We start from the raw sequence: 22,968 nt of genomic DNA on the forward strand, positions 1-22,968 counted from the left end.
TAAGGTGATAGCTATGAAAAGGATTGAGAAAATATATAATTATATAGTTGAAGAATCTAAAGGGATCCTTTTAAAAGATATTGAAGAAGGGAAAGGTTTTAGTGCTGGGTACATAGCAAAAGATCTTTCTATGATTAGAAATAATGTAAGTCTTGAGTTAAATAATTTACTTAGACAAGATAAAATAATAAAAATAAAAGGTAGGCCTGTACTATTTTTAAGCAGGGAAACTATAGAGAGGCTTTTAGAATACAAATTGAAAACTGGACCTTTAGAATTTGAAGATTTTCATGAACTTTTAGGTGAGGAGAAGGTTGATGAGTCAGATAAGAACCCGTTTGATAGTCTTATAGGATATAGTACTAGTTTAAGAACTCATATTGAGCAAGCTAAAGCGGCTGTACTTTATCCGCCACATGGACTCAACACACTTATAGTAGGCCCTACGGGAGTTGGTAAAACATTATTTGCTAATATGATGTATAAATATGCAATATATGTTAAAAGGTTGGAAACTAATGCTCCTTTTGTACTATTTAATTGTGCAGACTATTATAATAACCCTCAGCTTTTATTAGCACATATATTTGGTTATATAAAAGGTGCATTTACTGGGGCGGATAGTGAGAAGGAAGGACTTGTAGCTAAGGCTAATGGAGGGATTTTATTTCTTGATGAGATTCATAGACTTCCACCTGAAGGCCAAGAAATGATATTTTATTTCATAGATACTGGAAGTTATAACAAACTTGGCGAAACAGAGAGAAACAGAAAATCTACAGTGCTTATTATAGGAGCAACCACCGAAAATCCTGCATCATCACTCCTAAAGACCTTTGTTCGTAGAATTCCTATAGTTATATCACTACCATCACTTGAGGAAAGATCAGGTAAGGATAAATTTGATATAATGAAATTTCTTTTAACAAATGAAGCTCATAGAGTAAACAAGCCAATAAAGGTAGAAGCTGAGGCTGTAAAGGCAATTATTGGAAGTGCATCATATGGAAATATTGGTCAGATGAAATCTAATATACAATTGGTGTGTGCTACTGGATTTCTAAATAGTATAAATAATAAAGATTTTATTGAGATAGATTTTAAATCATTACCATCTGACATAAAAAATGGTTTATTTTCTTCAAGTAGTAAAAAGATAGATATGGAAGAGTTCTCTAAGTATTTTGATGATCAAATGGTAGTATTACCACAAGGATATAAGGTTCTAATTGATGAGGATTCGTCTGAGCCAACATTTAATTTATATAAAATAATTGAAGACAAGGCAGCTATTTTAAAGGACGAAGGTGCAGATGATGAATATATAAAAAAATTTATAACAACTGATATTAACATTCATCTTAAAAGCTTTTACAAGAAGAGTATAAATAGTGCTCATGGTAGAGAAAAAATTCTAAAGCTTGTAAATGAAGATACTCTTCAATTTGCTGAAGAGATTAGGGACTTTGTAGAAACAGAACTTAAAAGGAAATTCAATGAAAGGTTTTTATACGCTTTTAGTCTTCATCTTAGTGCATTTTTAAAAAGAATAGAAAGCAGACGTAGTCTGCAATACACCAATATAAAGAATATAATTAATGATAAACCGGAGGAGTTTAATATATCGCTTAAAATAAAAGATCTTATTGAGGAAAAATATAATATAATAGTACCTGATATGGAGGTAATTTACTTAACCCTTCTTATTAGTTCAGTGCAAGAAGAACAAAACAATGAAAGGGTAGCCGTAATAGTAACACTACATGGTAGTAGTAGCGCCAGTTCTATGGTTAATGTAGCTAAAAATCTCCTAGGTGAAGGAATTGTTGAAAGCATAGATATGCCACTGGATGTAAGTCCTAAGACGGTACTTAAAGATATAATAGAAAAGGTAAATAAAATTGATATGGGACGTGGCGTGCTTTTACTTGCTGATATGGGTTCTCTAACGAGTTTTGATAGTATAATAATGGAGAAAACAGGTATAAGGGTTAAAACTATTGATATGGTATCAACGGCATTAGTTCTTGAAGCTGTTAGAAAGGCTAATATGCTTGATATGGATTTAGATACATTATATGATTCATTAAAAGACTTTAGAGGTTATGGCCTTTATAGTAAAGAGTTTAAAGATGTAGTGGTGCAAAGGAGTGCAGCTATAATAACCATTTGTTCAACTGGCGAGGGAACAGCAAAAAAACTTAAAGAATTAGTTCATAATATTGTAATTAATATAACAAGAGATGAAATAAGCGTTATACCTATAGGAATTATGAATATAAAAGAAGAATTAGAAAGTTTATTGAATAACTATACCATCCTAGCCACTGTAGGTGTTATGAACCCTAAAATTGATGCGCCATTTATATCATTAGAAGATCTTATTGGTGGTAATGGTGAAAAACGACTTATGAATGTAATACAGAAAAATAATATACCTACAGATAAGAAAGAAGAAAATATAGTGGTTAAGCAGCTATGTGAAGATAGTTTAAATGAATTCCTAACATTTCTAAATCCACATAAGATTATTAGTGTATTAATGAATTTTACATGTGCATTAGAAAAAGTAGCTACTAAGGATTTTAGTAATGCTTTTAAAATTAAATTAATGCTTCATGTAGGCTGTGCCTTAGAGCGAATGGTTATAAAAGCACCACTTACTTATAATAAAGATGAAAGTGCCGTAAAATCAGATGTTTTAATATATGTTAAAAACGCGGCTAACGAATTTAAGGAGACACTTAATATTAGCTTAACAGATGACGAAATATATTATATTTGTGAAATTTTTGAAGAAGAACCTAATGGTATTTAGAAAAAGTTTAAATATATTTTAGGATTATGTAATAAAAGTATATATATTGAAAATTAGCATAGAAATTTAGTGACGTTTAATAAGAATGTCCTATAATATTATTAATACAGTATTAAAATCAATAAATAGTGTATTAATTGTAATGTGTAATAAAATAATTTTTATGAAAATATACGCTCGTTAGGGATTTAACAAGGAAATTATATTTTGATACACTATATTGGCATTATTTTTGCTATGTTAATATATATAAAATAAAGTATTAATTATGTTGATTGGGGTATTTTCAAATTGAGAAGATTAAACGATAGGTGAACTTGCGCAAATAGCAAAGGGAAGGAATTATAAAATGATAATTACACTAGCAAGAATTGATGACAGATTAATACATGGTCAAGTAGCAACAATTTGGTCAAGATACACAAAATGTCAAAGAATGATTGTATGTAATGATGATGTAAAAAAGGACAAAATTAGAAGGATACTTTTGGAGCAAGTTGCACCTCCAGGAATTAAATCAAGTGTACTAGGAATTGATGAGGCAATAAGAGCTTACAATAATCCAAGATACCAAGATGATAGAGTACTATTTCTATTCACTAATCCAACTGATGTCGCACGAATGGTTGAAGGTGGAGTAGCCATAAAAAGTGTAAATATTGGTGGTATGTCATTTAAAGTAGGAAAGAAACAAATAACTAGTGTAGTATCAGTAGATGATACAGATATTGAAGCTTTCAATAAATTAAATGAAAAAGGCATTGAACTAGAAATAAGAAAAATTTCTTCAGATGCAAAAGTATATTTAATGTCAAAACTATAATAATCATTAATTTTGGTTACAGGTTTTTCGAAACTTTTTATAGATATTACTGTAACAAATAAAAAATAGGAGGTATAAAGATGGTAGGAATAATTCTTGCTAGTCATGGAGAATTTGCTAAAGGCATCTTGCAATCTGGTGCGATGATTTTCGGAGAACAAGAAAATGTTCAAGCTGTTACGCTGATGCCTAGTGAAGGTCCTGATGATCTTAAAGCAAAAATGAAAGAAGCAATCGCATCCTTTGACAACCAAGATGAGGTTTTATTCTTAGTTGATCTTTGGGGCGGTACACCATTCAACCAAGCGAACAGTCTATTTGAAGAACACAAAGATAAATGGGCAATCGTATCTGGTATGAATCTACCAATGGTAATTGAAGCTTATGCTTCTCGTTCTTCAATGGAATCCGCACAGGAGCTTGCGGCTTATATATTAAAACCAGCTAAAGAAGGAGTTAAAGTTAAGCCGGAAGAATTAGAGCCAGAAGATAATGGTAAATCGTCAGAAGCTTCAGCTAAGCAATCGAATGGGGGTGCACCTGGATCATTTGAATATGTTTTAGCTCGTATTGACTCTCGTTTGCTTCATGGACAAATAGCTACTGCTTGGACAAAAGATGTGCTACCGACCCGTATTATTGTGGTATCAGATGAAGTAGCCAAAGATGAGCTTCGTAGTAAATTGATTACTCAAGCTGCTCCTCCGGGTGTTAAAGCTCATGTTGTTCCAGTTAATCAAATGATTAAACTTGCAAAGGATGATCAACATTTTGGGGGACAACGTGCATTGCTTCTTTTTGAAAATCCAGAAGATGTACTTCGCGCGGTAGAAGGTGGAGTACCACTTAAGATAATCAATGTTGGCTCTATGGCTCACTCTCTGGGTAAAGTTCAACCAAACAAAGTACTTGCTTTCAGTCAAGAAAATATTGATACCTTCAATAAGCTTAAACAAGCTGGACTTACTTTTGATGTTCGTAAAGTTCCAAATGATTCAAAAGGAAATATGGGCGAAATCATTAAAAGAGCACAAGAGGAATTAAAAAAACTAAAATAATCTAATTAATTAAATGAAAAAGGGGGATTAATAATCATGGATTTAAATATTATCCAAATATTATTAGTCGTTATCGTGGCATTTCTAGCTGGTATGGAAGGTATCTTGGATCAATTTCAATTCCACCAACCAGTAATTGCTTGTACGTTAATCGGCTTAGTAACAGGTAACTTACTACCATGCCTAATATTAGGTGGTACTCTTCAAATGATTGCTTTAGGTTGGGCAAATATCGGTGCTGCCGTAGCACCAGATGCAGCGCTTGCATCTGTTGCATCTGCAATTATTCTAGTTTTAGGTGGACAAGGTACAGCTGGAGTTGGTTCAGCTATCGCTATTGCTGTTCCACTAGCAGTTGCAGGGCTATTACTAACAATTATTTGTCGTACAATCGCTACAGCATTTGTACATTTCATGGATGCTGCTGCTAAACAAGGAGATTTTGGAAAAGTTGAAATGTGGCACATCATTGCTATTTGTATGCAGGGTGTACGTATTGCAATTCCAGCAGGCCTTATCTTAGCTATTGGTGCTGCTCCGATTCGTTCAATACTTGAATCTATGCCTACTTGGTTAACAGGTGGACTCGCAATCGGTGGTGGAATGGTCGTAGCTGTAGGTTATGCAATGGTAATTAACATGATGGCTACAAAAGAAGTATGGCCATTCTTTGCAATTGGTTTTGTGCTTGCAACTATTTCAGAGATTACACTTATCGGACTAGGTACAATCGGTGTATGTGTGGCTCTTCTTTACTTGGCGCTTACTAAACAAGGCGGCTCAGGTGATGGTGGAAGCTCAAATACTGGTGATCCAATAGGCGATATTATTGACACTTACTAAGAAGGGGGAGAACACGAAAATGGCAAATAAATTAAAATTAACTAGGAAAGATCGTATTTCTGTTTGGTTCCGTTCATTTTTCCTTCAAGGTTCTTGGAACTATGAAAGAATGCAAAACGGTGGTTGGGCATACGCATTAATACCCGCAATCAAAAAATTATATAAGACTAAAGAAGACCGTGCAGATGCATTGAAACGTCACTTGGAGTTCTTTAACACTCATCCATATGTAGCTTCACCAGTCATTGGTGTAACATTAGCCTTAGAAGAAGACCGTGCAAATGGTCTACCAATCGATGACATAACTATTCAAGGTGTTAAAGTTGGTATGATGGGACCTTTAGCGGGCATAGGAGATCCAGTTTTCTGGTTTACTGTTAGGCCAATTTTAGGGGCATTAGCTGCTTCTCTTGCTATGGCTGGTAACATACTTGGACCAATTATATTTTTCTTCGCTTGGAATATTATTCGTATGTCATTTATGTGGTATACACAAGAGTTTGGTTACAAAGCAGGTTCTCATATTACAGATGATGTATCAGGTGGGTTACTACAAGATGTTACAAAAGGAGCATCCATCCTTGGTATGTTCATTTTGGGATCATTAGTTAACAGGTGGGTAACCGTTATATTCACACCGATAGTATCATCCGTTAAGTTAGCTGACGGTGCCTTCATTGTTTGGGACAAACTTCCTGCTGGAGCGGCTGGTATTAAAGAAGCTCTTTTGCAACAATCAAGTGGTTTGTCATTAACTGCTGATAAGGTTACAACATTACAAAATAATTTGGATTCTTTGATTCCTGGACTTGCAGGATTATTACTTACATTACTTTGTATGTGGTTGCTTAAGAAGAAAGTATCTCCAATTACAATTATTTTTGGGCTATTCGCAGTCGGCATTGGTTTCCACTTAATCGGTTTAATGTAATATTTTTTAATCAGCCTGGGCTTTTTAGCTCGGGCTTTTGTTGAAATATAAAGCCGTTTATTAATTAATAGAAATAAATAAAAAACATATAACAGAAAAGAGGTAGATAGTATGGTTCAATCACTCAATACAAAGGTGGATTTAGTAATTGATGCAACATCTTTAACGGGTTTTACAGAGTATGGTAAAATAATGATTGGTGACAAAGGTTTTGAGTTTTATAATTCTCGTGATTCTCGCAAATATATTCAAATTCCTTGGGAAGAGGTTGACAAGGTCATTGCATCCATATTGCTAAAAGGAAAGTGGATTCCACGATATGCGATCAAAACGAAGAAAAATGTTACTTATATTTTTTCTTCTAAAGAACCCAAAAAAGTACTCCGTGCTGTTCGAAAATATGTTGATCCAAATAATATGGTTAATTCGTTAAGTTTTTTTGATGTTGTAAAGCGAGCGGTGCAATCGAGATTTAAGAAGAGTTGATAATGTATCAAATACTTGAAGGAGATGGTTAACTTATGATAGCTATAGTATTAGGAACACATGGTAAGTTTTCAGAGGAAATATTAAAATCAGCAGAAATGATTTTAGGAGAGCAAGAAAATATTGCTACAATAACCTTTTTACCTGGCGAAGATGCAGATGATTTAAAAAGAAAATATGCGGGCACTTTGAAAACGTTGCGATGCGAAGAGGGGGTGTTGTTTATGGTAGATTTGTTTGGTGGAAGCCCTTTTAACGCTGCTAGCAGACTAGTAGCTAAAGAAAAAAACATGGACATAATAACTGGAATAAATATTCCTATGTTGCTACAAGTATTTTCAGCTAGGGAAAATTCAACTGTTGATGAACTTGCACAACTTGCAATTAGCAGCGGTCACCTTGGAATAAAATCATTGCAAGAAACTTTAAAAACGAGCAAAAAAGGTTGAAAAATGGGAATCGGAGTTCGCTGTGGTTCCCATTTTACTGATTTTATTGTATTTCCTTCTTTTTAATTTGGTTATCCATAAAATGTTCAAGTAGCGTTTTTATTAAGGCAATAACTGGTACTCCAAGTAACATACCGATAATTCCAAATAATCCTCCACCAATTACAACTCCAAGTATTGTAAGTAAAGGACTAATTCCAACTTTATCTCCAATGATTTTTGGGGATATGAACCATCCATCAATATTACTTAAGGTTGTAATAAACAACACTATTTCTACAGATTTTATTGGATTATAAAACATTGTTATTATAATAGCGGGAAGCATTCCTATAATGTTTCCAAAATAAGGAATCATATTTGTTGCACATATAAATAAACTAAAAGGAAGAGCATAGGGTATTTTTAATATTGTAAGTCCAATAAAAGTAATAATGCCAAAGATAATAGAATCAATCATTTTCCCCACAAAATATTGCTTAAAAGTAAGATTAACTATTTTTAAAAAATTAATCATTTTAATAGAAGAGGACTGACTTAAAATACAACAAATGAATTTTTTTAAATTTAAAATAATAGCTTCTTTGTCAATTAACAAGTAAATAGAAATTACAATTCCAGACATTAATTTTATAAATAAAGAGCTTAATCCCATTAAATTATCAATGATAATTTGTAAGCCTGGAGTAAAATATGTAGTTATATCTTCGTTAAAAGTACTTAGATAATTTTTTAGGTAAGTGGTTATGTTAAATTTATTTAACAATTCACTTTCTGATAAAAAACTAATTGACCAGGAGTAGGCAATATTAGCATATTGAGGAATATTGTTAAATAAATCAACAGCACTTTTAATAACATTAGGTGTAACTAAAATTATTAACGAAAGTATTATGCCTATAAATATAGTGTAAATTATACTTATACTATAAACCCTTTTGATTTTCGTTTCTTTTTCTAAGTACACCATAAGTGGGTTGAGTATATATGCTATAACGAACCCCCATATAAAATAACTAAGCACGGAAAAAAAGTTTAATAACATCGACCATATATTTTCTATATTAATTACTATTTTATATAAAAGGAAAGTAATTATAATTATAGGTAGAAACTTTATATATGGTATTTTTTTATATTGAATCAATAGAATCCCTCCGATCAGTATATATACATACAAATGTAATAATGGATTTCAAAAATATGGAATAATAATAAATAAATGCCTTATTTAATTATAACATTTTAAAAGAACTTATAAACCTAGATTTATAAAAAAAATATGATATAATATGCATATATATTTAAAAAAATTAACAAAATGTAATATACTTGTGTATAACTTGTGTTTGCTAATATGTGATATAATATGTTATAATAAAATTATGTTTTAATTACTAATGTTACCTTTTGCGTAGTGATGCTGGTTTTTTTATTTGTTTATATAAATAATAGATATAACATTGAAATCTAACATATGTATTTACAATGACAGAGGAGGCAGCAGAGTAGTTTGTTGTCTTTTAATGTTTATGATTATATATATTAAATTTTATAAGTACTGTTGGTTAAAAAACAAATTATTTTTAAGTTCAACCTAAATTTAACTGGAAATTATTATTGGTAACATATGTATGCAAAAGAATAAACAGAATGGCGTGAAGCCAAGAGGAGCGAATTATTATGGAAAAAATTATTTTGAATGCATTTGAAAGAACAATAGGAAATAAAAAATTTAAAGAAGAAGGTTTTATTGCAGGCGTATTTTATGGTGGTGGAGTTAAAGAAGCTACTCCTGTTAAATTTGAAACAGTAGAACTTAAAAAGATTCTTGGAAAACATGGTTCTAATGCTAAAGTATGGATTAAATACGGAGACGATACTAAATTTGGATTTGTTAAAGAAATACAAAGACATCCAGTATCAGCAATGATAAACCATATAGATATACAACTTGTATCTAAAGGTCAGGAAGTAAAGGTACAATTACCTATTACTTTTAATGGTGAAGACAATATAATAGATAACCTACTTCAGTTGAACATATATAAATCTGAAATAGATGTTTCTGGTAATATGCAATTAATGCCTGATGGAGTAAGTATAGATGTATCACAAATGAAACTTGGAGATACAATTACTATAAAGGATTTTGATTTAGATGCTAAAATCAAAATTACTGATAATGAAGATGAAGTTTATGCAGCTGTAGTACAAATGAAAGAAGTAGTTGAAGATGAATCTGATGAAGAAGTTGTTGCTCAACCAGTTGTTGAACCAGAAGTTAAAGCATAATAAAATATAAAATATACAACAAAAAAGGATGAAAAGAAAAAATTCATCCTTTTTTTTATTAGTTTTATTATTAGGAGGTAAAATAATGGCTTATATATTAAGATATACAAAGAAACAATTAGACAGAACCTTTAAAGAGTTTAAAAAGAGGGAGAATGTAGTGTCGTATGACACTGCAGAGTGGGTAAGGTTAATAAATGATTTTATATATGAATTTGAGTTAAAGTCTGAAGTTAATGAAGCAGATAAACTTTCAATAACAACTAACAAGGAAGAACAAGTAATAATTGAAAAAATGATGTATGCTCTAGAAGGGACAAAAACTTCACTAAATTATGTTTTTGATGGTAACATTACTTATGTGGAAGAAGATATCTAATAGATGAAATGCTAGGAGGCAAAAATAACCTTCACGTTTTAAGCAACAAAAGAAAAATTAAAGGCATATCCTGCATCCCTAATTTGAGGTGCGGATATGCACATTTAATTAATACTTTATTAGGGATTGAACTTAATTATTTCATAGTAAATAGATGAGGTTCTTGTAAGTAATCTTGAACAATTCTAAGGCATTCACCAAACCTTTGATAATGAACAACTTCTCTCTCTCGCAGAAACCTTAAAGGTTCAAGTACATCTGGATCGTCAGCCATATTTATTAGATATTCATAAGTTGCCCTTGCTTTTTGCTCGGCAGCTAAGTTTTCAGTAAGATCTACAATTGGATCACCTTTTGATTGAAGATAAGAAGCATCAAATGCGACGCCTGAAGCCCCTAGTGGATATACTCCCCTGCCATGGTCTACATAATAGCCAGCCATGCCACCTTTTTCAATTTCTTCAAGACTTGCACCTTTCATTAGTTGCCTAACCATAGCACCAACCATCTCTAAATGAGCTAGTTCCTCTGTCCCAATATCATTACAAGATGATATTGCTTGAGGTGTAATCATGGAAAATCGCTGACTTAAATATCTTAATGAAGCACCTAATTCACCATCTGGTCCGCCGTATTGGGTTATAATGATTTTTGCCATTGCAGGGTTTGGGGTTTTAATTTTAACGGGATGCTGTAAAAATTTATCGTATGTCCACATAACTACATATCCTCCTTTTTAAGACTAAAATTAGCTTCGGGTTCCCATGGCCATGGATTATTTGACCATTGCCATGGGTAAGGGCTCAGAGAAGAATGTTCAGTAAGCATTCCATAATTCATCTCATAGTGTTCTTTTAGTCCCTTTGACTCCATCACATAATAGTTATACTTAGCAAGAGCTTCCTGATCCATAGGGTGAGTATTAAGATACAAGCCCAGGTCATCTTTCATAAATTCATAGGAGACAATTTGTTTTAAGAGCTCCATTTTATTCTGCATAAGTTTTCCCCTTCTTCATTGATTCTGATGGACGATGTTTTTTATCTTCGCCTTCGTAAGGACTAAAAAGTTCCGGAAAAGCAGTTCCTCTTTTAAGCGCTTCTAAAGGCGAAAAAAGCGTGCAAAGTTTTTGAAAGGGAACATATGCTGCTGCTAATCTAACATTTTTAATTACGGTTTCTTGTGGAATACAATTATTCATTGTAGAAGATTTTACTGTTTTTTTTCTGTTTTCATTTTGATCCAATTTAAACCTCCAATATATAGTTAAGTACGGTTTATTATATTCCAAAGTATTATATTGTGATTATATTTAAATATTTAAGTATGGATAAATTGCAATACAAAAATTAAGGGAAACCGATTGGCTTCCCTTAATTTTTATATTTTAATAAATATATAAATAAAATTTTACTAGTTACTAGTACCTTTATTTGCAACTGATTGAGCATTTAATTTTTTTGTCTCTTCTATACTAGCATCACTAGCGCTACTAGACATACCAGAATTTGAAGCACCACTAGTACCTTTATTTGCAACTGATTGAGCATTTAATTTTTTTGTTTCTTCTATACTAGCATCACTTGTGCTGCTAGACATATTAGATGCACTGTTAACATTTTTAGTTGAAATACCACTAGTACCTTTATTTGCAGCTGATTGATTATTTAATTGTATTGTCTCTTGTAAATCAGCACTATTTGTACTGTTAGTCATTCCTGCTTTAGAGTAATTGTTAGATCCTCCGTTTGAAGCTGATTTTTGATTTGCTTTTGTTTCTTGTAAATTGTTATTCATATTTATAATCTCCCTTCGATATAAAAATTACACTAAATAAACTCCCGTGCATAAATAGTTTACCCATTTATTTATAAAATATAGGTGTAAGTATTGGGAATATTATAACTAAAAGTTAGCTTTTAATTTTATTTTTAATAAATTGTTTCTGTAGATAGCTGGAAATTTCGATTATAGCCTGATCAGCTTTCTTTGTAATTTTGTCCATTGTGATAAAGCCATGTGTCACGCCATTATATCTTCTAAATACCACATCAATACCAGTTTGTCTTAATTTATTGCCGTATGCTTCACCTTCATCTCTTAGTGGATCAAATTGGGCAGTAATTATTAAGGTGTTAGGTAAATCTTTAAAACTTTTAGACAATAGAGGGGATGCATATTCATTTTTTCTATCCTCTAAAATTGGAGCATATAATGATATAAAATCATAACAATTATCTCTATTAAGATTATAATCTATTCCAAAATATTGCCAAGATTTAGTGTTTAGCTCAGAAATATTTGTAGATGGGTATATTAGTACTTGGGAAGTAACGTGAGGCCCAACCTTATCACGGGTCATTTGTGAAACTACAGCGGAAAGATTTGCTCCAGCGCTGTCACCAACAAGACATATAAGGTTTGAGTTTCCATTAATACTTTCAGCATTTTTAGAAGCCCACAAAAATACATTGTACACATCGTTTAGTCCTGCTGGAAAGGAATATTCCGGTGCAAGACGATAATTTACAGATACAACTATAGCTTTTGATTGTTTTGAAAGTTTCCTACAAACATTTTCATAATCATCAAGATTACCACTAACCCAGCTACCACCATGAGAATATATAATAATAGGGAAATTATTGCCTTTATCAGGTGTATATATTCTCACTGGCACTTGGCCTAAACTCGTTTTTACCTCCCTGTTTTTTATATTAGCAAATGATATAGGTTTAGAACTCCACATTGCTATTGAATCGTGCAGTGAAGCACGAATTTCATATATAGATTTATTTTCAAGGGAGATAGGGTTAAAACATTTTCCTAGTTTTAGCATTACACAAAATATTGTATCAACCTTCCCGTAAGTTGTTGTAGTTAAATGTTTAATATAAAAATAACTATATATTGTTATAGATAAGATAAGAATTGAAAAAAGCCAAAAAATTTTCTTCTTTTTCATAAATCAAACCTCCAATAATATTGTTCCCATAAAAATTATAAAAATTATGGTATTGTAGTAATTAATAAATTGTAAATTTCAATAATAAAGCCAGACTGTTAAATTTATAACTTTCATTGCAAATATTTTTAAAATAAGTTATAATTAATTTAATGATATATAAGAAGTGGCAGAGAAGATGAGCCGTATTATTTTAAAGTGTTATGCTTTATTTTAATACGGGTTTTTTATATGTCAAATTGTAAACGATTTATATTAAAAATGTAAATAATTAATTAAAACTAATACAAAAAGGAGTTTTGCTAAGATGGCTAAATATATAATGGCACTTGATCAAGGGACAACCAGTTCTAGATGCATTCTATTTAATGAGAAGGGACTTATTGTAACATCTGCTCAAAAGGAGTTTACTCAGATTTTTCCAAAAGCTGCCTGGGTAGAACACGATCCAATGGAAATATGGTCAAGCCAAATTAGTGTTGCATGCGAGGCTATGGCTAAAGTTAGTGCTAAAGCTAGTGACATAGCAGCTATAGGTATTACAAATCAAAGAGAAACAACTGTAGTTTGGGATAAAAGAACCGGCGTACCAGTATATAATGCAATTGTATGGCAATGTAGAAGAACAGCAGAGTACTGCGATGAGCTAATGGAAAAAGGTTTTGATAAAGTTGTTAGGGCTAAAACAGGATTGATTCTAGATGCTTACTTTTCTGGAACAAAAGTCAAATGGATATTGGACAATGTAGAAGGCGCGAGAGAAGAAGCAGAAGCGGGCAATTTATTGTTTGGTAATATAGATACTTGGTTAATTTGGAATTTAACAAAAGGAAAAACATATGTAACAGATTATTCAAATGCATCAAGAACAATGTTATTTAATATTCATGAACTTAAATGGGACGAGGAAATATTAGAAACATTAAATATACCAAAATCAATGCTTCCAGAAGTTAAACCTTCAAGTTACGTATACGGTCATACTGATGCTTCATTGTTTGGTGGAGAAATACCAATTGCTGGTGCTGCAGGCGACCAACAAGCAGCATTGTTTGGTCAAACTTGTTACACTCCTGGAACTGCTAAAAATACTTACGGTACAGGATGCTTTATGCTTATGAATACAGGCGAAAAAGCAATTGAATCAACCCAAGGATTACTTACGACCATTGCCTGGGGAATAGATGGTAAAGTAGAATATGCACTTGAAGGTAGTGTATTTATAGCAGGAGCTGCAATACAGTGGTTAAGAGATGAACTGCGCATGATTGATAATGCGGCTGATTGTGAGCAGTATGCAAATGCTGTAGAGGATACAAATGGAGTATATGTAGTTCCAGCTTTTGTTGGACTTGGAGCTCCATACTGGGATCCTTATGCAAGAGGAACGATTGTAGGACTTACAAGAGGAGCAAAAAAAGAACATTTAATAAGAGCCACTCTTGAAGCACTTGCATATCAAACACATGATGTTTTAAAGGCAATGCAAGAAGATTCAGGAATTACGCTTACAGAACTTAAAGTAGATGGTGGAGCTTGCCTTAATAACTTTTTAATGCAGTTTCAATCTGATATTTTAGGGGTTCAAGTAGACAGACCAGAAGTTACTGAAACTACAGCCCTTGGCGCAGCTTATCTTGCAGGTCTTGCAGTAGGGTATTGGAAGAGTAAAGAGGAAGTAGCCAAACACTGGGCAATATCAAGGAGTTTTAAACCACAAATGAAAGACGAGAAAAGGAAAGAATTACTTCATGGATGGCATATTGCGGTTAAGAGATCAGGGATAAGACTTGAGTAAAAATAACTAAAATCAATTGTGGATATTACTTAGATATGTTATTATAATATAAAGTAAAAAAGAATAACCTAACACAGGGGAGTTGGATATGCCAACTGAGATAAAGAACAATAATTCTTTGACCCTATGACCTGAACTGGATAATGCCAGCGTAGGAAGTTGTTTATTGGTGTATTATATAATTTTTTTATATAGCACGATAATTCAAACACAAATCCTATGGATTTGTGTTTTTTTCGTTGCCTAATTTATATTATCCTTCCATAGCAGTAATGTTCAGTATTTATTCTTTTTAATTATATACGAGAAGGGGGAAAATTTATATGAAAAAAGTCTTAACAATAGCAGGTTCTGATAGCTGCGGAGGTGCAGGTATTCAAGCGGATCTAAAAAGTTTTAGCGCAAACGGAGTATATGGAATGAGTGTTATAACAGCGATAACAGCGCAGAATACTATGGGCGTTTTTGCAGTAAATGATTTAGAACCAGAAATCATTAAGGCACAAATTGACGCAGTTTTTACAGATATAAATGTAGATGCAGTTAAAATAGGTATGGTCTCTAAAATTTCAACTATTGATGTTATAAGTGATAAGTTAGAACTCTATAAACCCACAAATATAGTCCTTGATCCTGTAATGATTTCAAAAAGTGGGTATTCACTCTTAAAGCCAGAGTCAAAATCTGCTTTAATTAGAAAACTAATTCCAATGTCATCACTTATTACTCCCAATGTACCCGAGGCTGAAGAAATTCTTCAAGAAATAAATTCAGATATTAAAAGCATTGAAACAGTAGAAGATATGGAAAAAGCAGCAAAAGAAATATACAAACTAGGATGTAAAAGTGTTCTTTTAAAAGGAGGACACATGTTAGGAGATGCGGTAGATGTATTTTATGATGGAAAAGAAATATTGCATTTTACGTCAAGTCGTATAAATACAAAAAATACTCATGGAACTGGATGTACGTTATCTTCAGCAATTGCTGCAAATTTAGCACTGGGACATGAGATGAAAGATGCAATAAAAAAATCAAAAGATTATATAACAACAGCTATAAAACATTCTTTAGATATTGGTCACGGAGTAGGACCTACAAATCACTTTTACGAATTATACAAAAGGGCAGGTATGAAAAATGATTAAGGATAATGAAAAACTAGGGTTTTGGACCTTTGTATTTTTATGGTTTGGAGCTGCGGTTTCTGCTGCGGAAATACTTACGGGAGGATTAATTGCACCCTTAGGATTTAAAATGGGTTTAATAGTGATTTTACTTGGACACTTAATTGGAACTGGAATATTAGTGCTAGGAGGAATTATAGGTACTAGGGAGAAGGTGCCATCAATGACATCAACCAATATTTCATTTGGAGTATATAGTACTTATTTATTTTCAATTTTAAATATACTTCAGCTAATTGGGTGGACAGCAATTATGATAAAAGTAGCAGCTAGTTCTGTAAACTTAATATCACAAAGTCTATGGAATTTCGATAATGTTTTAGTATGTATATTGCTTATTGGAATACTTACAATATTGTGGCTTAGCTTTGGAAATAGGGGTATAAAAAAGTTGAATATTACAGCAGTATCTTTACTTTTTATACTAACATTGGTCCTTGGAACAATTATTTTTAAAGATAAAACATTATTAATAAAGGCAAGTAAGGGAGAAATTTCATTTGGAAGTGCACTTGAACTTAGTATAATTATGCCACTTTCTTGGCTACCATTAATTGCAGACTACACAAGGTTTGCAAAAAGTGAAAAGGCAGGAGCATATGGAAGTTTTATAGGTTACTTTTTAGGTAGTTGCTGGATGTTTATTATAGGTCTTGGGGCTGCTATAGTTTCAAATAATTCTGACCCATCAGTTATGATGCTTGCTGCAAATTTAGGAATAGTAGCACTAGGGATAGTGGTATTATCTACTGTAACTACTACATTTTTAGATGTATATTCAGCAGGGGTATCTTTCCTAAATATTATCCCTAAAATCAGTGAGAGAAAAATCGGTATTATTATGGCTATTATTGGAACAATTGCGGCTCTAATATTTCCTATGGGAAACTATGAGGGATTTTTATATGCTATAGGATCGGTATTCTCACCACTATTTGCAATATTAATAACTGATTATTTTATAATAAAGAAAAATACAAAAGTGAAATCTAATGTACTTATAAACTACGGAGCAATAGTAATTTGGATTATAGGAATAGCGACTTATAATATATTTATAAAAAAAGATTTGATACTTGGAGCTACAGTTCCAGTAATGGTTATTACAGGATTTATATATACAATAAGTTGGAGGGTGACGTCTAAATGGAAATTAATAAAAAAATAGTACAATTATTAAATAATGTTAAAGAGAAAAATCCACTGGTGCATCATATAACAAATTATGTTACAGTCAATGATTGTGCGAATATTACGCTTGCGATTGGTGCATCGCCAGTTATGGCTGATGATATTAATGAAGCACGCGAGATGGTCTCAATTTCATCATCACTTGTTATAAATATAGGAACGTTGAATAGTAGTGAATCTATGATAGTGGCAGGGAAAAGAGCAAATGAGCTAAATATTCCTGTTATATTAGATCCTGTTGGAGTAGGTGCAACAAACTACAGAACAGAAACCGCTAAAACAATTATAAATGAAGTAAAATTCGCAGTTATTCGTGGGAACTTGTCTGAAATAAAAACACTTTATGGAATAGAAACCAAAACAAAAGGTGTAGATTCTATTGAGAGTGATTATACTAGTAATGATGAATTTTTAGTGGATAAAGAAATGGCAAGAAGTCTTGCTATTAAGTTAAATACCGTAATAGCTATAACTGGAGCTAGAGACATTATAACAGACGGTAAAACTATTTACGTAATTCGTAATGGTCACAAGATAATGTCTAAGGTTACGGGTACAGGATGTATGTGTACTTCACTTATTGGCAGCTTCCTTGGAGCAGGAGATGATAACTTAATAGCTGCTGTGGCTGGAACTTGCGCTATGGGCATTGCAGGAGAAACAGCATATGAAGGCTTAGATAAAGGTAGTGAAGGTACAGGAACTTTAAAAGTGAGAATATTAGATGTTATTTATAATTTATCAAAAGATTTGATAATGAAAAGAGGGAAAATAAATGAAGAATAATCTAAATTACAACCTTTACCTTGTTACAGATAGAGATGTACTAATTGATTGTGATATATTTAGTGGAGTGGAGCAGGCATTAAAAGGTGGAGTTACATTAGTTCAGCTTAGAGAAAAGTGTTTAGGCTCTTTAGAATTTTATAATATTGCAGTGAAAATAAAAACTATCACTGATAAATATAATGTTCCATTAATAATAAATGATAGAATTGATATAGCACTAGCTATAGATGCAGCAGGTGTTCATTTGGGTCAAAGCGATATGCCAGTAGATATTGCAAGGAATATAATTGGAAATAATAAGATATTAGGGGTTTCTACCTCAACACTTAAGCAGGCACAAAAGGCAGAAAGGCAAGGGGCAGATTATGTAGGGGTTGGGGCAATGTTTGAGACAACTACTAAAGGAGATGCAAAAGCGGTTTCTGTGATAGTATTAAAGGAAATAAAAAATAATATTTCTATTCCTGTGGTTGCAATTGGTGGGATAACTCAAAAAAATGTAGAATTGTTGAAAATAGCAAATATTGATGGAATAGCAGTAGTTTCAGACATTCTAGGAAAGAAATATATAAAAGAAGCAGCGGAGGAACTTTTGAGTCATATGAAGTGAAAAACTAAATATTAAAAGAAAAGCTCAATAGAATTTAATTCTATTGGGCTTTTTATAATAATTTATAATTTTATAACGTATGGAGTAATATTGAAAAATATGGTAAGATATATGGTAAGACATATAACAAAGTTATTTATTAAAATAAGAAACTAAGTTAAGACAACGAGGAGTGGAAAATTATGACAATGGAAGGTAAAGTTTTAATTGCTCAAGGTGGAGGGCCAACTGCCGTTATTAATCAATCATTAGTGGGGGCAGTGCTTGAAGCGAGAAAATTCGCGCAGGTAACAAAAGTATACGGTGCCATAAATGGAGTTCATGGAATTATTAATGAGAATTTTTTTGATTTAAGCCGTGAAACAACTCATAACTTGGAACAAGTAGGTATGACTCCGTCATCGGCGCTTTTATCTACAAGGGACAAGCCCGATATAGCATATTGTAAGGAAATATTTACTGTACTTAAAGTTCATGACATAAGATATTTTTTTTATGTTGGCGGAAATGATTCAGCGGATACAGTTAGAATAGTAAATGAGCAAGCTAAAATAGCAAATTATGATCTTAGGGCAATTCATATACCAAAAACCATAGATAATGATTTGATGATTAATGACCATACCCCTGGATATGGATCTGCAGCTAAATATATAACAAATGCATTTATTGGAGTTAATCTTGATAATAGAGCACTGCCAGGTGTATACATTGGGGTAGTTATGGGACGTCATGCTGGTTTTTTAGCAGCATCATCAGCACTAGCAAAAAAGTACGAAGATGATGGGCCACATTTAATATATTTACCAGAAAAAGTATTTAAAATTGAAAAATTTTTACTTGATGTAAAAAATGTTTATGAAAAATATGGAAGATGTGTCATAGCTGTTTCAGAGGGCATTGCAGATGAAAATGGAGTACCAATTATTGCAAGTCTAATGGAAAAAATAGAAAAAGATGCTCATGGAAATATTCAACTCTCAGGAACTGGTGCATTAGGTGATCTCCTATGTAAGTATATTAGAAACAAATTAAATATTAGTAGAGTTAGATCGGATACATTTGGATATCCTCAAAGAAGTTTTATGGGATGTGTCTCAGATGTAGATATGAATGAAGCTCGTGAAGTAGGAGAAAAAGCTGCACAGTTTGCGTTATGGGATAATGTTGATGGTTCAATTACTATTCATAGAACGGGGCATTATTCAGTAGACTATAGACTTACACCAATAGAGCAAGTAGCAGGTAAAACAAAGATTATGCCTGATGATTTCATTAATAAAGAGTGCAATAATGTAACTGATGCATTTTTAAGTTATGCAAGACCGCTATTAGGTTCAGACATGCATTATGCACATAGACTTAGAGCAAGTAGAGTTCCAAAAATTCTAACCAAATAAAAACATTAGGCGTTTTTATATAGAAAGCATACTACAGTGCTATCTACTTAGAAACGCCTAATATTTATGTCCATCAATATTTACTAGTATATGAAATTTAATTTATTTTGAATTTGAAATAGAGGATAGACTCTCCTTAATTTTACTCATTGCATAATCTAGTGATGAATCTAAATTATTATTATTTTTTCCTCCACCTTGTGCAGAATTCGCGTTTCCCCCACCTTTGCCATCAATTAAAGTTATGGCATCTTTTAGTAGGTCACTCATGTTAATAATATTTAAATCTTTTGAACACATGAATAAAAGATTTGCTTTATCATCAGAGGTTACTCCGAATAAAACTATAACCTTAGGATTTGATACTAGTTTTGTGGCTAAGGTATTAGTGTATTTTAAATCTCCATTGTCATAAACGAATTTTAGCACCTTTATATCTTCTATTTTTTGAGCCGCATCTAACATGTTTTGAACTTCATATTCAGCTACAGTAGCCTTTAGGGCTCTTTTTTGCGAAAGTGCATTACTTAGCTCACTGGAGAGGCGTTCTATCACAGGTAATAGCGTAACATTATTACAAGATAAAAGTTTAGAAATTTTATCAAGAGTTTCATGTTTTAAAACATAGTCATTAACTGCTCTTTGTCCACATAAAAATTCAATTCTTAAGCCAGTTTTATATTTTTCAAATTTTATAACCTTAATCAATTGTACTTCAATAGTTGAATTAGGATGCACACCACCACAAGGGTTTATATCAAAATCAGCAACTTTGACTATTCTTACTTTTTGGAAAGCTTTTATTGGTATCTTTTTAAGTGATAATTTTTTTAGCTGAGATTTGGTTGGGTATAAAATTTCTACATTAATATTATTTGTTACTATTTCATTTGCAGTTGTCTGGGCAGTTTTGATATCGTCATTGCTAATAACTTTATCAAGGTCAATAGTTGTAGAACTATCGCCAAGATGAAAACCTATAGTATTAGCATTGAATAAATTAGAAATAGATGCCGAAAGTATATGTTGCCCTAGATGTTGTTTCATATAGTCATAACGGAGTTCAAAGTTGATGTTACATTTAACCTTGTGAATTTTTAGTGGTTTAACATTCACTACATGATATATAATGCCTTCTTCTTCATACACATAAGTAACTTCATACCTATTAATATAGCCAGTGTCGCATGGCTGGCCACCTCCACCTGGGTAGAAACAAGTCCTATCTAGTTCAACATGGTATTTGTTTTCTTTTAGGGTTACATTTACAATTTCAGCTGTAAATTCCGCTAAATATTGATTCTCATAATATAACTTTTCCAAAGGGGTACATCTCCTCTACACTCAATATGTTGTTTTAAAACATATTTAAAATTTTTAATATATGTAAAATTATAAAGTCTATTATTAATTAAGTTGTAACATTACTAATAATAATAAGTATTTTTATATTAGTCTATATTGTACCATAAAAATATTAAGAGGCAAAAATGAATATGAAACACATAAAATAAAAAATTTAAATAAATATTAATTATAAGGTATATAGATTTTATAACTAAGAAACACTAACGTTAATGTTTATAAAATAATTTATTTTAAAGATAGTCTGAAATGGGGTAAAATGAAAAACTATAAAAATTGAATAGGTGGGATAAAATGAATTTGGAATATGTTCAAGGTGAACCCCTCTTTACGAATATAAATAAGGTGCCTAGGCAGTATGATTATTTAACAAGTGATATAGAAACAGATGTAATAATAGTGGGTGGAGGAGTTACAGGAAGTATTTTAGGATATTACTTTTCTAAACATAATGTTAAATGCGTAATCTTAGAAAAACATAGAATGGGTTATTGCAGTACAGGTCTTACCACTTCGCTGCTTCAATATGAACTTGATGATAATCTCAATGATTTACTGGAGGCTACAACAAAGAGAAATGTAATAAGATCCTATGAATTAGGCGAAAAAGCCCTATGTGAGATAGATAGTTTCGTAAATGAATATGGGAATAGCTGTGATTATAAAAGGAAAGACACATTATTATACACTTCTAAAAAATTAGAAATTGATGAAATATATGAGGAGTATAAAGCTCGGAAAGAAAACGGATTTAATGTACAATTCTTAGACGAGAAAAATAATCCGTTTGGTTTTGATTTAAAAGCAGGTGTTTATTGTAACAATGGTGGAGCACAATTTGATCCATATAAATATACTCATCAGTTATTAGAGGTTTGTTTAAAAAATGGAGTTAGGGCTTATGAGAATACAGAAGTTGTAAAAGTTGATTATGAAAATAGTGGTGTAGTGGTAGAGACTACTTATGGTTACAAGGTACGTGCAGCTAAAATTATAGTGGCCTGCGGATATAATACAGAATTATTTAGTAAAAGAAATTTTGGAACTAAAACTACTACATTTAATATAGCAACAAAACCTATTAGTAATTTTTCAGGGTGGCACAATAGAGCCCTTATTAGAGATAATAATTTAATTTATAATTATTATAGAACTACTTCGGATAATAGAATAATAATAGGTGGAGAAGATATAAGTTTTGTTCAGGGCATCTTTAATGAAAAAGTTGCTAGTGAGAAATATAATATACTTGAACAAAGACTAAAATCTATGTTTAAAGATATTAACGACATAGAAATCGAATATAAATATTGTGGCGCTTTTGCATCAACTAAGGATAATTTAGGTTTTTTAGGAGAAGACCCAAATAATGATAAATTATGGTATTGTCTAGGGTATGGAGCTAATGGCATATTATTTTCAATTTTAGGTGGAATGATGCTTAGTGATCTATATTTAGGTAGAAAAAATGAAGATTTAAAGTTATTTAAAGTGGATAGATTTGATAATTAAGATAAGCAAGTTCATATTAATATGAGCTTGCTTTTTTATTGCTTATATTTTAAAAGTATTTTTTGTTTT

23 protein-coding genes and 1 riboswitch are annotated in these 22,968 nt (G+C 31.8%); of the genes, 16 read left to right on the forward strand and 7 right to left on the reverse strand.

The window, feature by feature from the left end; genetic code table 11:
• The first annotated feature begins 13 nt into the window (after positions 1-13).
• From ACREVX_RS01650 to ACREVX_RS01680, 7 genes are all read left to right on the forward strand, one after another.
• The gene (locus ACREVX_RS01650; RefSeq protein ID WP_431542341.1) at positions 14-2,818 is read left to right on the forward strand and encodes a sigma-54-dependent transcriptional regulator; all 2,805 of its coding nucleotides are present in this window, start codon (positions 14-16) and stop codon (positions 2,816-2,818) included.
• Positions 2,819-3,167: 349 nt separating this feature from the next.
• Positions 3,168-3,641 (forward strand): mannose/fructose/sorbose PTS transporter subunit IIB, encoded by a 474-nt coding sequence (locus ACREVX_RS01655; protein ID WP_431542343.1) that lies wholly within the window; start codon positions 3,168-3,170, stop codon positions 3,639-3,641.
• An 80-nt stretch (positions 3,642-3,721) separates the two neighbouring features.
• A complete protein-coding gene (locus tag ACREVX_RS01660) occupies positions 3,722-4,699 on the forward strand; it encodes a mannose/fructose/sorbose PTS transporter subunit IIA (protein WP_431542345.1) in 978 nt (325 codons plus the stop codon).
• Between the two features lie 36 nt (positions 4,700-4,735).
• A complete protein-coding gene (locus ACREVX_RS01665; protein ID WP_431542347.1) occupies positions 4,736-5,542 on the forward strand; it encodes a PTS mannose/fructose/sorbose transporter subunit IIC in 807 nt (268 codons plus the stop codon).
• 19 nt (positions 5,543-5,561) lie between these two features.
• Entirely contained in the window at positions 5,562-6,473 is a 912-nt protein-coding gene (locus ACREVX_RS01670; protein WP_431542348.1) for a PTS system mannose/fructose/sorbose family transporter subunit IID, read from the forward strand.
• A gap of 111 nt (positions 6,474-6,584) precedes the next feature.
• Positions 6,585-6,959 carry a DUF956 family protein gene (locus ACREVX_RS01675; protein ID WP_431542349.1) on the forward strand — a complete coding sequence of 125 codons (375 nt, stop codon included), beginning with the start codon at positions 6,585-6,587 and terminating at the stop codon, positions 6,957-6,959.
• Between the two features lie 35 nt (positions 6,960-6,994).
• Positions 6,995-7,408 (forward strand): mannose/fructose/sorbose PTS transporter subunit IIA, encoded by a 414-nt coding sequence (locus ACREVX_RS01680; protein WP_431542351.1) that lies wholly within the window; start codon positions 6,995-6,997, stop codon positions 7,406-7,408.
• 43 nt (positions 7,409-7,451) lie between these two features.
• Here ACREVX_RS01680 and ACREVX_RS01685 read toward each other — a convergent pair whose 3' ends face one another.
• A complete protein-coding gene (locus ACREVX_RS01685) occupies positions 7,452-8,588 on the reverse strand; it encodes an AI-2E family transporter (RefSeq protein ID WP_500861849.1) in 1,137 nt (378 codons plus the stop codon).
• 503 nt (positions 8,589-9,091) lie between these two features.
• On the opposite strand from ACREVX_RS01685, the gene ACREVX_RS01690 reads away from it, so the two are divergent.
• Together ACREVX_RS01690 and ACREVX_RS01695 are read left to right on the forward strand one after the other, a co-directional pair.
• On the forward strand, positions 9,092-9,703 hold the full coding sequence (locus tag ACREVX_RS01690) for a 50S ribosomal protein L25 (RefSeq protein WP_431542352.1): 612 nt from the start codon (positions 9,092-9,094) through the stop codon (positions 9,701-9,703).
• Between the two features lie 85 nt (positions 9,704-9,788).
• Complete coding sequence (locus ACREVX_RS01695; RefSeq protein ID WP_431542353.1) at positions 9,789-10,082, forward strand: hypothetical protein; 294 nt, start codon at positions 9,789-9,791, stop codon at positions 10,080-10,082.
• 136 nt (positions 10,083-10,218) lie between these two features.
• On the opposite strand, the gene ACREVX_RS01700 is transcribed toward ACREVX_RS01695, so the two are convergent.
• From ACREVX_RS01700 to ACREVX_RS01720, 5 genes are all read right to left on the reverse strand, one after another.
• On the reverse strand, positions 10,219-10,800 hold the full coding sequence (locus ACREVX_RS01700; protein ID WP_431542354.1) for a manganese catalase family protein: 582 nt from the start codon (positions 10,798-10,800) through the stop codon (positions 10,219-10,221).
• 2 nt (positions 10,801-10,802) lie between these two features.
• Positions 10,803-11,081 carry a spore coat protein CotJB gene (locus ACREVX_RS01705; RefSeq protein WP_431542355.1) on the reverse strand — a complete coding sequence of 93 codons (279 nt, stop codon included), beginning with the start codon at positions 11,079-11,081 and terminating at the stop codon, positions 10,803-10,805.
• A complete protein-coding gene (locus ACREVX_RS01710) occupies positions 11,071-11,328 on the reverse strand; it encodes a spore coat associated protein CotJA (RefSeq protein WP_431542356.1) in 258 nt (85 codons plus the stop codon). Before ACREVX_RS01710 ends, ACREVX_RS01705 begins: the two co-directional genes overlap by 11 nt.
• A 167-nt stretch (positions 11,329-11,495) precedes the next feature.
• Positions 11,496-11,879, reverse strand: coding sequence for a hypothetical protein (locus ACREVX_RS01715; protein ID WP_431542357.1), 384 nt, complete (start codon positions 11,877-11,879; stop codon positions 11,496-11,498).
• Between the two features lie 115 nt (positions 11,880-11,994).
• Positions 11,995-13,047: an alpha/beta hydrolase gene (locus ACREVX_RS01720; protein ID WP_431542358.1), complete on the reverse strand. Its 1,053-nt coding sequence runs from the start codon at positions 13,045-13,047 to the stop codon at positions 11,995-11,997.
• A gap of 307 nt (positions 13,048-13,354) precedes the next feature.
• Here ACREVX_RS01720 and glpK point away from each other — a divergent pair, with 307 nt between their 5' ends.
• From glpK to ACREVX_RS01750, 6 genes are all read left to right on the forward strand, one after another.
• Positions 13,355-14,845: a glycerol kinase GlpK gene (gene glpK / locus ACREVX_RS01725; protein WP_431542360.1), complete on the forward strand. Its 1,491-nt coding sequence runs from the start codon at positions 13,355-13,357 to the stop codon at positions 14,843-14,845.
• A gap of 65 nt (positions 14,846-14,910) precedes the next feature.
• Positions 14,911-15,021: riboswitch (TPP riboswitch) on the forward strand.
• A 147-nt stretch (positions 15,022-15,168) separates the two neighbouring features.
• Entirely contained in the window at positions 15,169-15,993 is an 825-nt protein-coding gene (thiD, locus tag ACREVX_RS01730) for a bifunctional hydroxymethylpyrimidine kinase/phosphomethylpyrimidine kinase (RefSeq protein WP_431542361.1), read from the forward strand.
• Positions 15,986-17,200 (forward strand): putative hydroxymethylpyrimidine transporter CytX, encoded by a 1,215-nt coding sequence (gene cytX / locus ACREVX_RS01735; protein ID WP_431542362.1) that lies wholly within the window; start codon positions 15,986-15,988, stop codon positions 17,198-17,200. The genes thiD and cytX overlap by 8 nt, the downstream gene beginning before the upstream one ends.
• Positions 17,179-18,009 (forward strand): hydroxyethylthiazole kinase, encoded by an 831-nt coding sequence (thiM, locus tag ACREVX_RS01740; protein ID WP_431542363.1) that lies wholly within the window; start codon positions 17,179-17,181, stop codon positions 18,007-18,009. Before cytX ends, thiM begins: the two co-directional genes overlap by 22 nt.
• Positions 17,999-18,622 (forward strand): thiamine phosphate synthase, encoded by a 624-nt coding sequence (gene thiE / locus ACREVX_RS01745; RefSeq protein WP_431542364.1) that lies wholly within the window; start codon positions 17,999-18,001, stop codon positions 18,620-18,622. The genes thiM and thiE overlap by 11 nt, the downstream gene beginning before the upstream one ends.
• Positions 18,623-18,804: 182 nt before the next feature.
• Positions 18,805-20,022 (forward strand): 6-phosphofructokinase, encoded by a 1,218-nt coding sequence (locus ACREVX_RS01750; RefSeq protein WP_431542365.1) that lies wholly within the window; start codon positions 18,805-18,807, stop codon positions 20,020-20,022.
• A gap of 102 nt (positions 20,023-20,124) precedes the next feature.
• Here the strand turns inward: ACREVX_RS01750 and ACREVX_RS01755 are convergent, their stop codons facing one another.
• Positions 20,125-21,345 (reverse strand): alanyl-tRNA editing protein, encoded by a 1,221-nt coding sequence (locus ACREVX_RS01755; RefSeq protein WP_431542366.1) that lies wholly within the window; start codon positions 21,343-21,345, stop codon positions 20,125-20,127.
• Positions 21,346-21,681: 336 nt separating this feature from the next.
• On the opposite strand from ACREVX_RS01755, the gene ACREVX_RS01760 reads away from it, so the two are divergent.
• The gene (locus ACREVX_RS01760) at positions 21,682-22,899 is read left to right on the forward strand and encodes an NAD(P)/FAD-dependent oxidoreductase (RefSeq protein WP_431542367.1); all 1,218 of its coding nucleotides are present in this window, start codon (positions 21,682-21,684) and stop codon (positions 22,897-22,899) included.
• Positions 22,900-22,968: the final 69 nt, after the last annotated feature.

Origin of the sequence: Clostridium sp. (assembly GCF_050717545.1) — a bacterium.
GTDB lineage: Bacteria > Bacillota > Clostridia > Clostridiales > Clostridiaceae > Clostridium_AD.

Excerpts from the sequence above, each read along its gene's own strand:
- ACREVX_RS01715 (WP_431542357.1), bottom strand. The coding sequence starts at position 11,879 with ATGAATAACAATTTACAAGAAACAAAAGCAAATCAAAAATCAGCTTCA.
- thiD (WP_431542361.1), top strand. The coding sequence starts at position 15,169 with ATGAAAAAAGTCTTAACAATAGCAGGTTCTGATAGCTGCGGAGGTGCA.
- cytX (WP_431542362.1), top strand. The coding sequence starts at position 15,986 with ATGATTAAGGATAATGAAAAACTAGGGTTTTGGACCTTTGTATTTTTA.
- ACREVX_RS01655 (WP_431542343.1), top strand. The coding sequence starts at position 3,168 with ATGATAATTACACTAGCAAGAATTGATGACAGATTAATACATGGTCAA.
- ACREVX_RS01660 (WP_431542345.1), top strand. The coding sequence starts at position 3,722 with ATGGTAGGAATAATTCTTGCTAGTCATGGAGAATTTGCTAAAGGCATC.
- ACREVX_RS01700 (WP_431542354.1), bottom strand. The coding sequence starts at position 10,800 with ATGTGGACATACGATAAATTTTTACAGCATCCCGTTAAAATTAAAACC.
- thiE (WP_431542364.1), top strand. The coding sequence starts at position 17,999 with ATGAAGAATAATCTAAATTACAACCTTTACCTTGTTACAGATAGAGAT.
- thiM (WP_431542363.1), top strand. The coding sequence starts at position 17,179 with ATGGAAATTAATAAAAAAATAGTACAATTATTAAATAATGTTAAAGAG.
- ACREVX_RS01665 (WP_431542347.1), top strand. The coding sequence starts at position 4,736 with ATGGATTTAAATATTATCCAAATATTATTAGTCGTTATCGTGGCATTT.
- ACREVX_RS01650 (WP_431542341.1), top strand. The coding sequence starts at position 14 with ATGAAAAGGATTGAGAAAATATATAATTATATAGTTGAAGAATCTAAA.
- ACREVX_RS01705 (WP_431542355.1), bottom strand. The coding sequence starts at position 11,081 with ATGCAGAATAAAATGGAGCTCTTAAAACAAATTGTCTCCTATGAATTT.
- ACREVX_RS01675 (WP_431542349.1), top strand. The coding sequence starts at position 6,585 with ATGGTTCAATCACTCAATACAAAGGTGGATTTAGTAATTGATGCAACA.
- ACREVX_RS01690 (WP_431542352.1), top strand. The coding sequence starts at position 9,092 with ATGGAAAAAATTATTTTGAATGCATTTGAAAGAACAATAGGAAATAAA.
- ACREVX_RS01695 (WP_431542353.1), top strand. The coding sequence starts at position 9,789 with ATGGCTTATATATTAAGATATACAAAGAAACAATTAGACAGAACCTTT.
- ACREVX_RS01720 (WP_431542358.1), bottom strand. The coding sequence starts at position 13,047 with ATGAAAAAGAAGAAAATTTTTTGGCTTTTTTCAATTCTTATCTTATCT.
- ACREVX_RS01680 (WP_431542351.1), top strand. The coding sequence starts at position 6,995 with ATGATAGCTATAGTATTAGGAACACATGGTAAGTTTTCAGAGGAAATA.
- glpK (WP_431542360.1), top strand. The coding sequence starts at position 13,355 with ATGGCTAAATATATAATGGCACTTGATCAAGGGACAACCAGTTCTAGA.
- ACREVX_RS01760 (WP_431542367.1), top strand. The coding sequence starts at position 21,682 with ATGAATTTGGAATATGTTCAAGGTGAACCCCTCTTTACGAATATAAAT.
- ACREVX_RS01750 (WP_431542365.1), top strand. The coding sequence starts at position 18,805 with ATGACAATGGAAGGTAAAGTTTTAATTGCTCAAGGTGGAGGGCCAACT.
- ACREVX_RS01670 (WP_431542348.1), top strand. The coding sequence starts at position 5,562 with ATGGCAAATAAATTAAAATTAACTAGGAAAGATCGTATTTCTGTTTGG.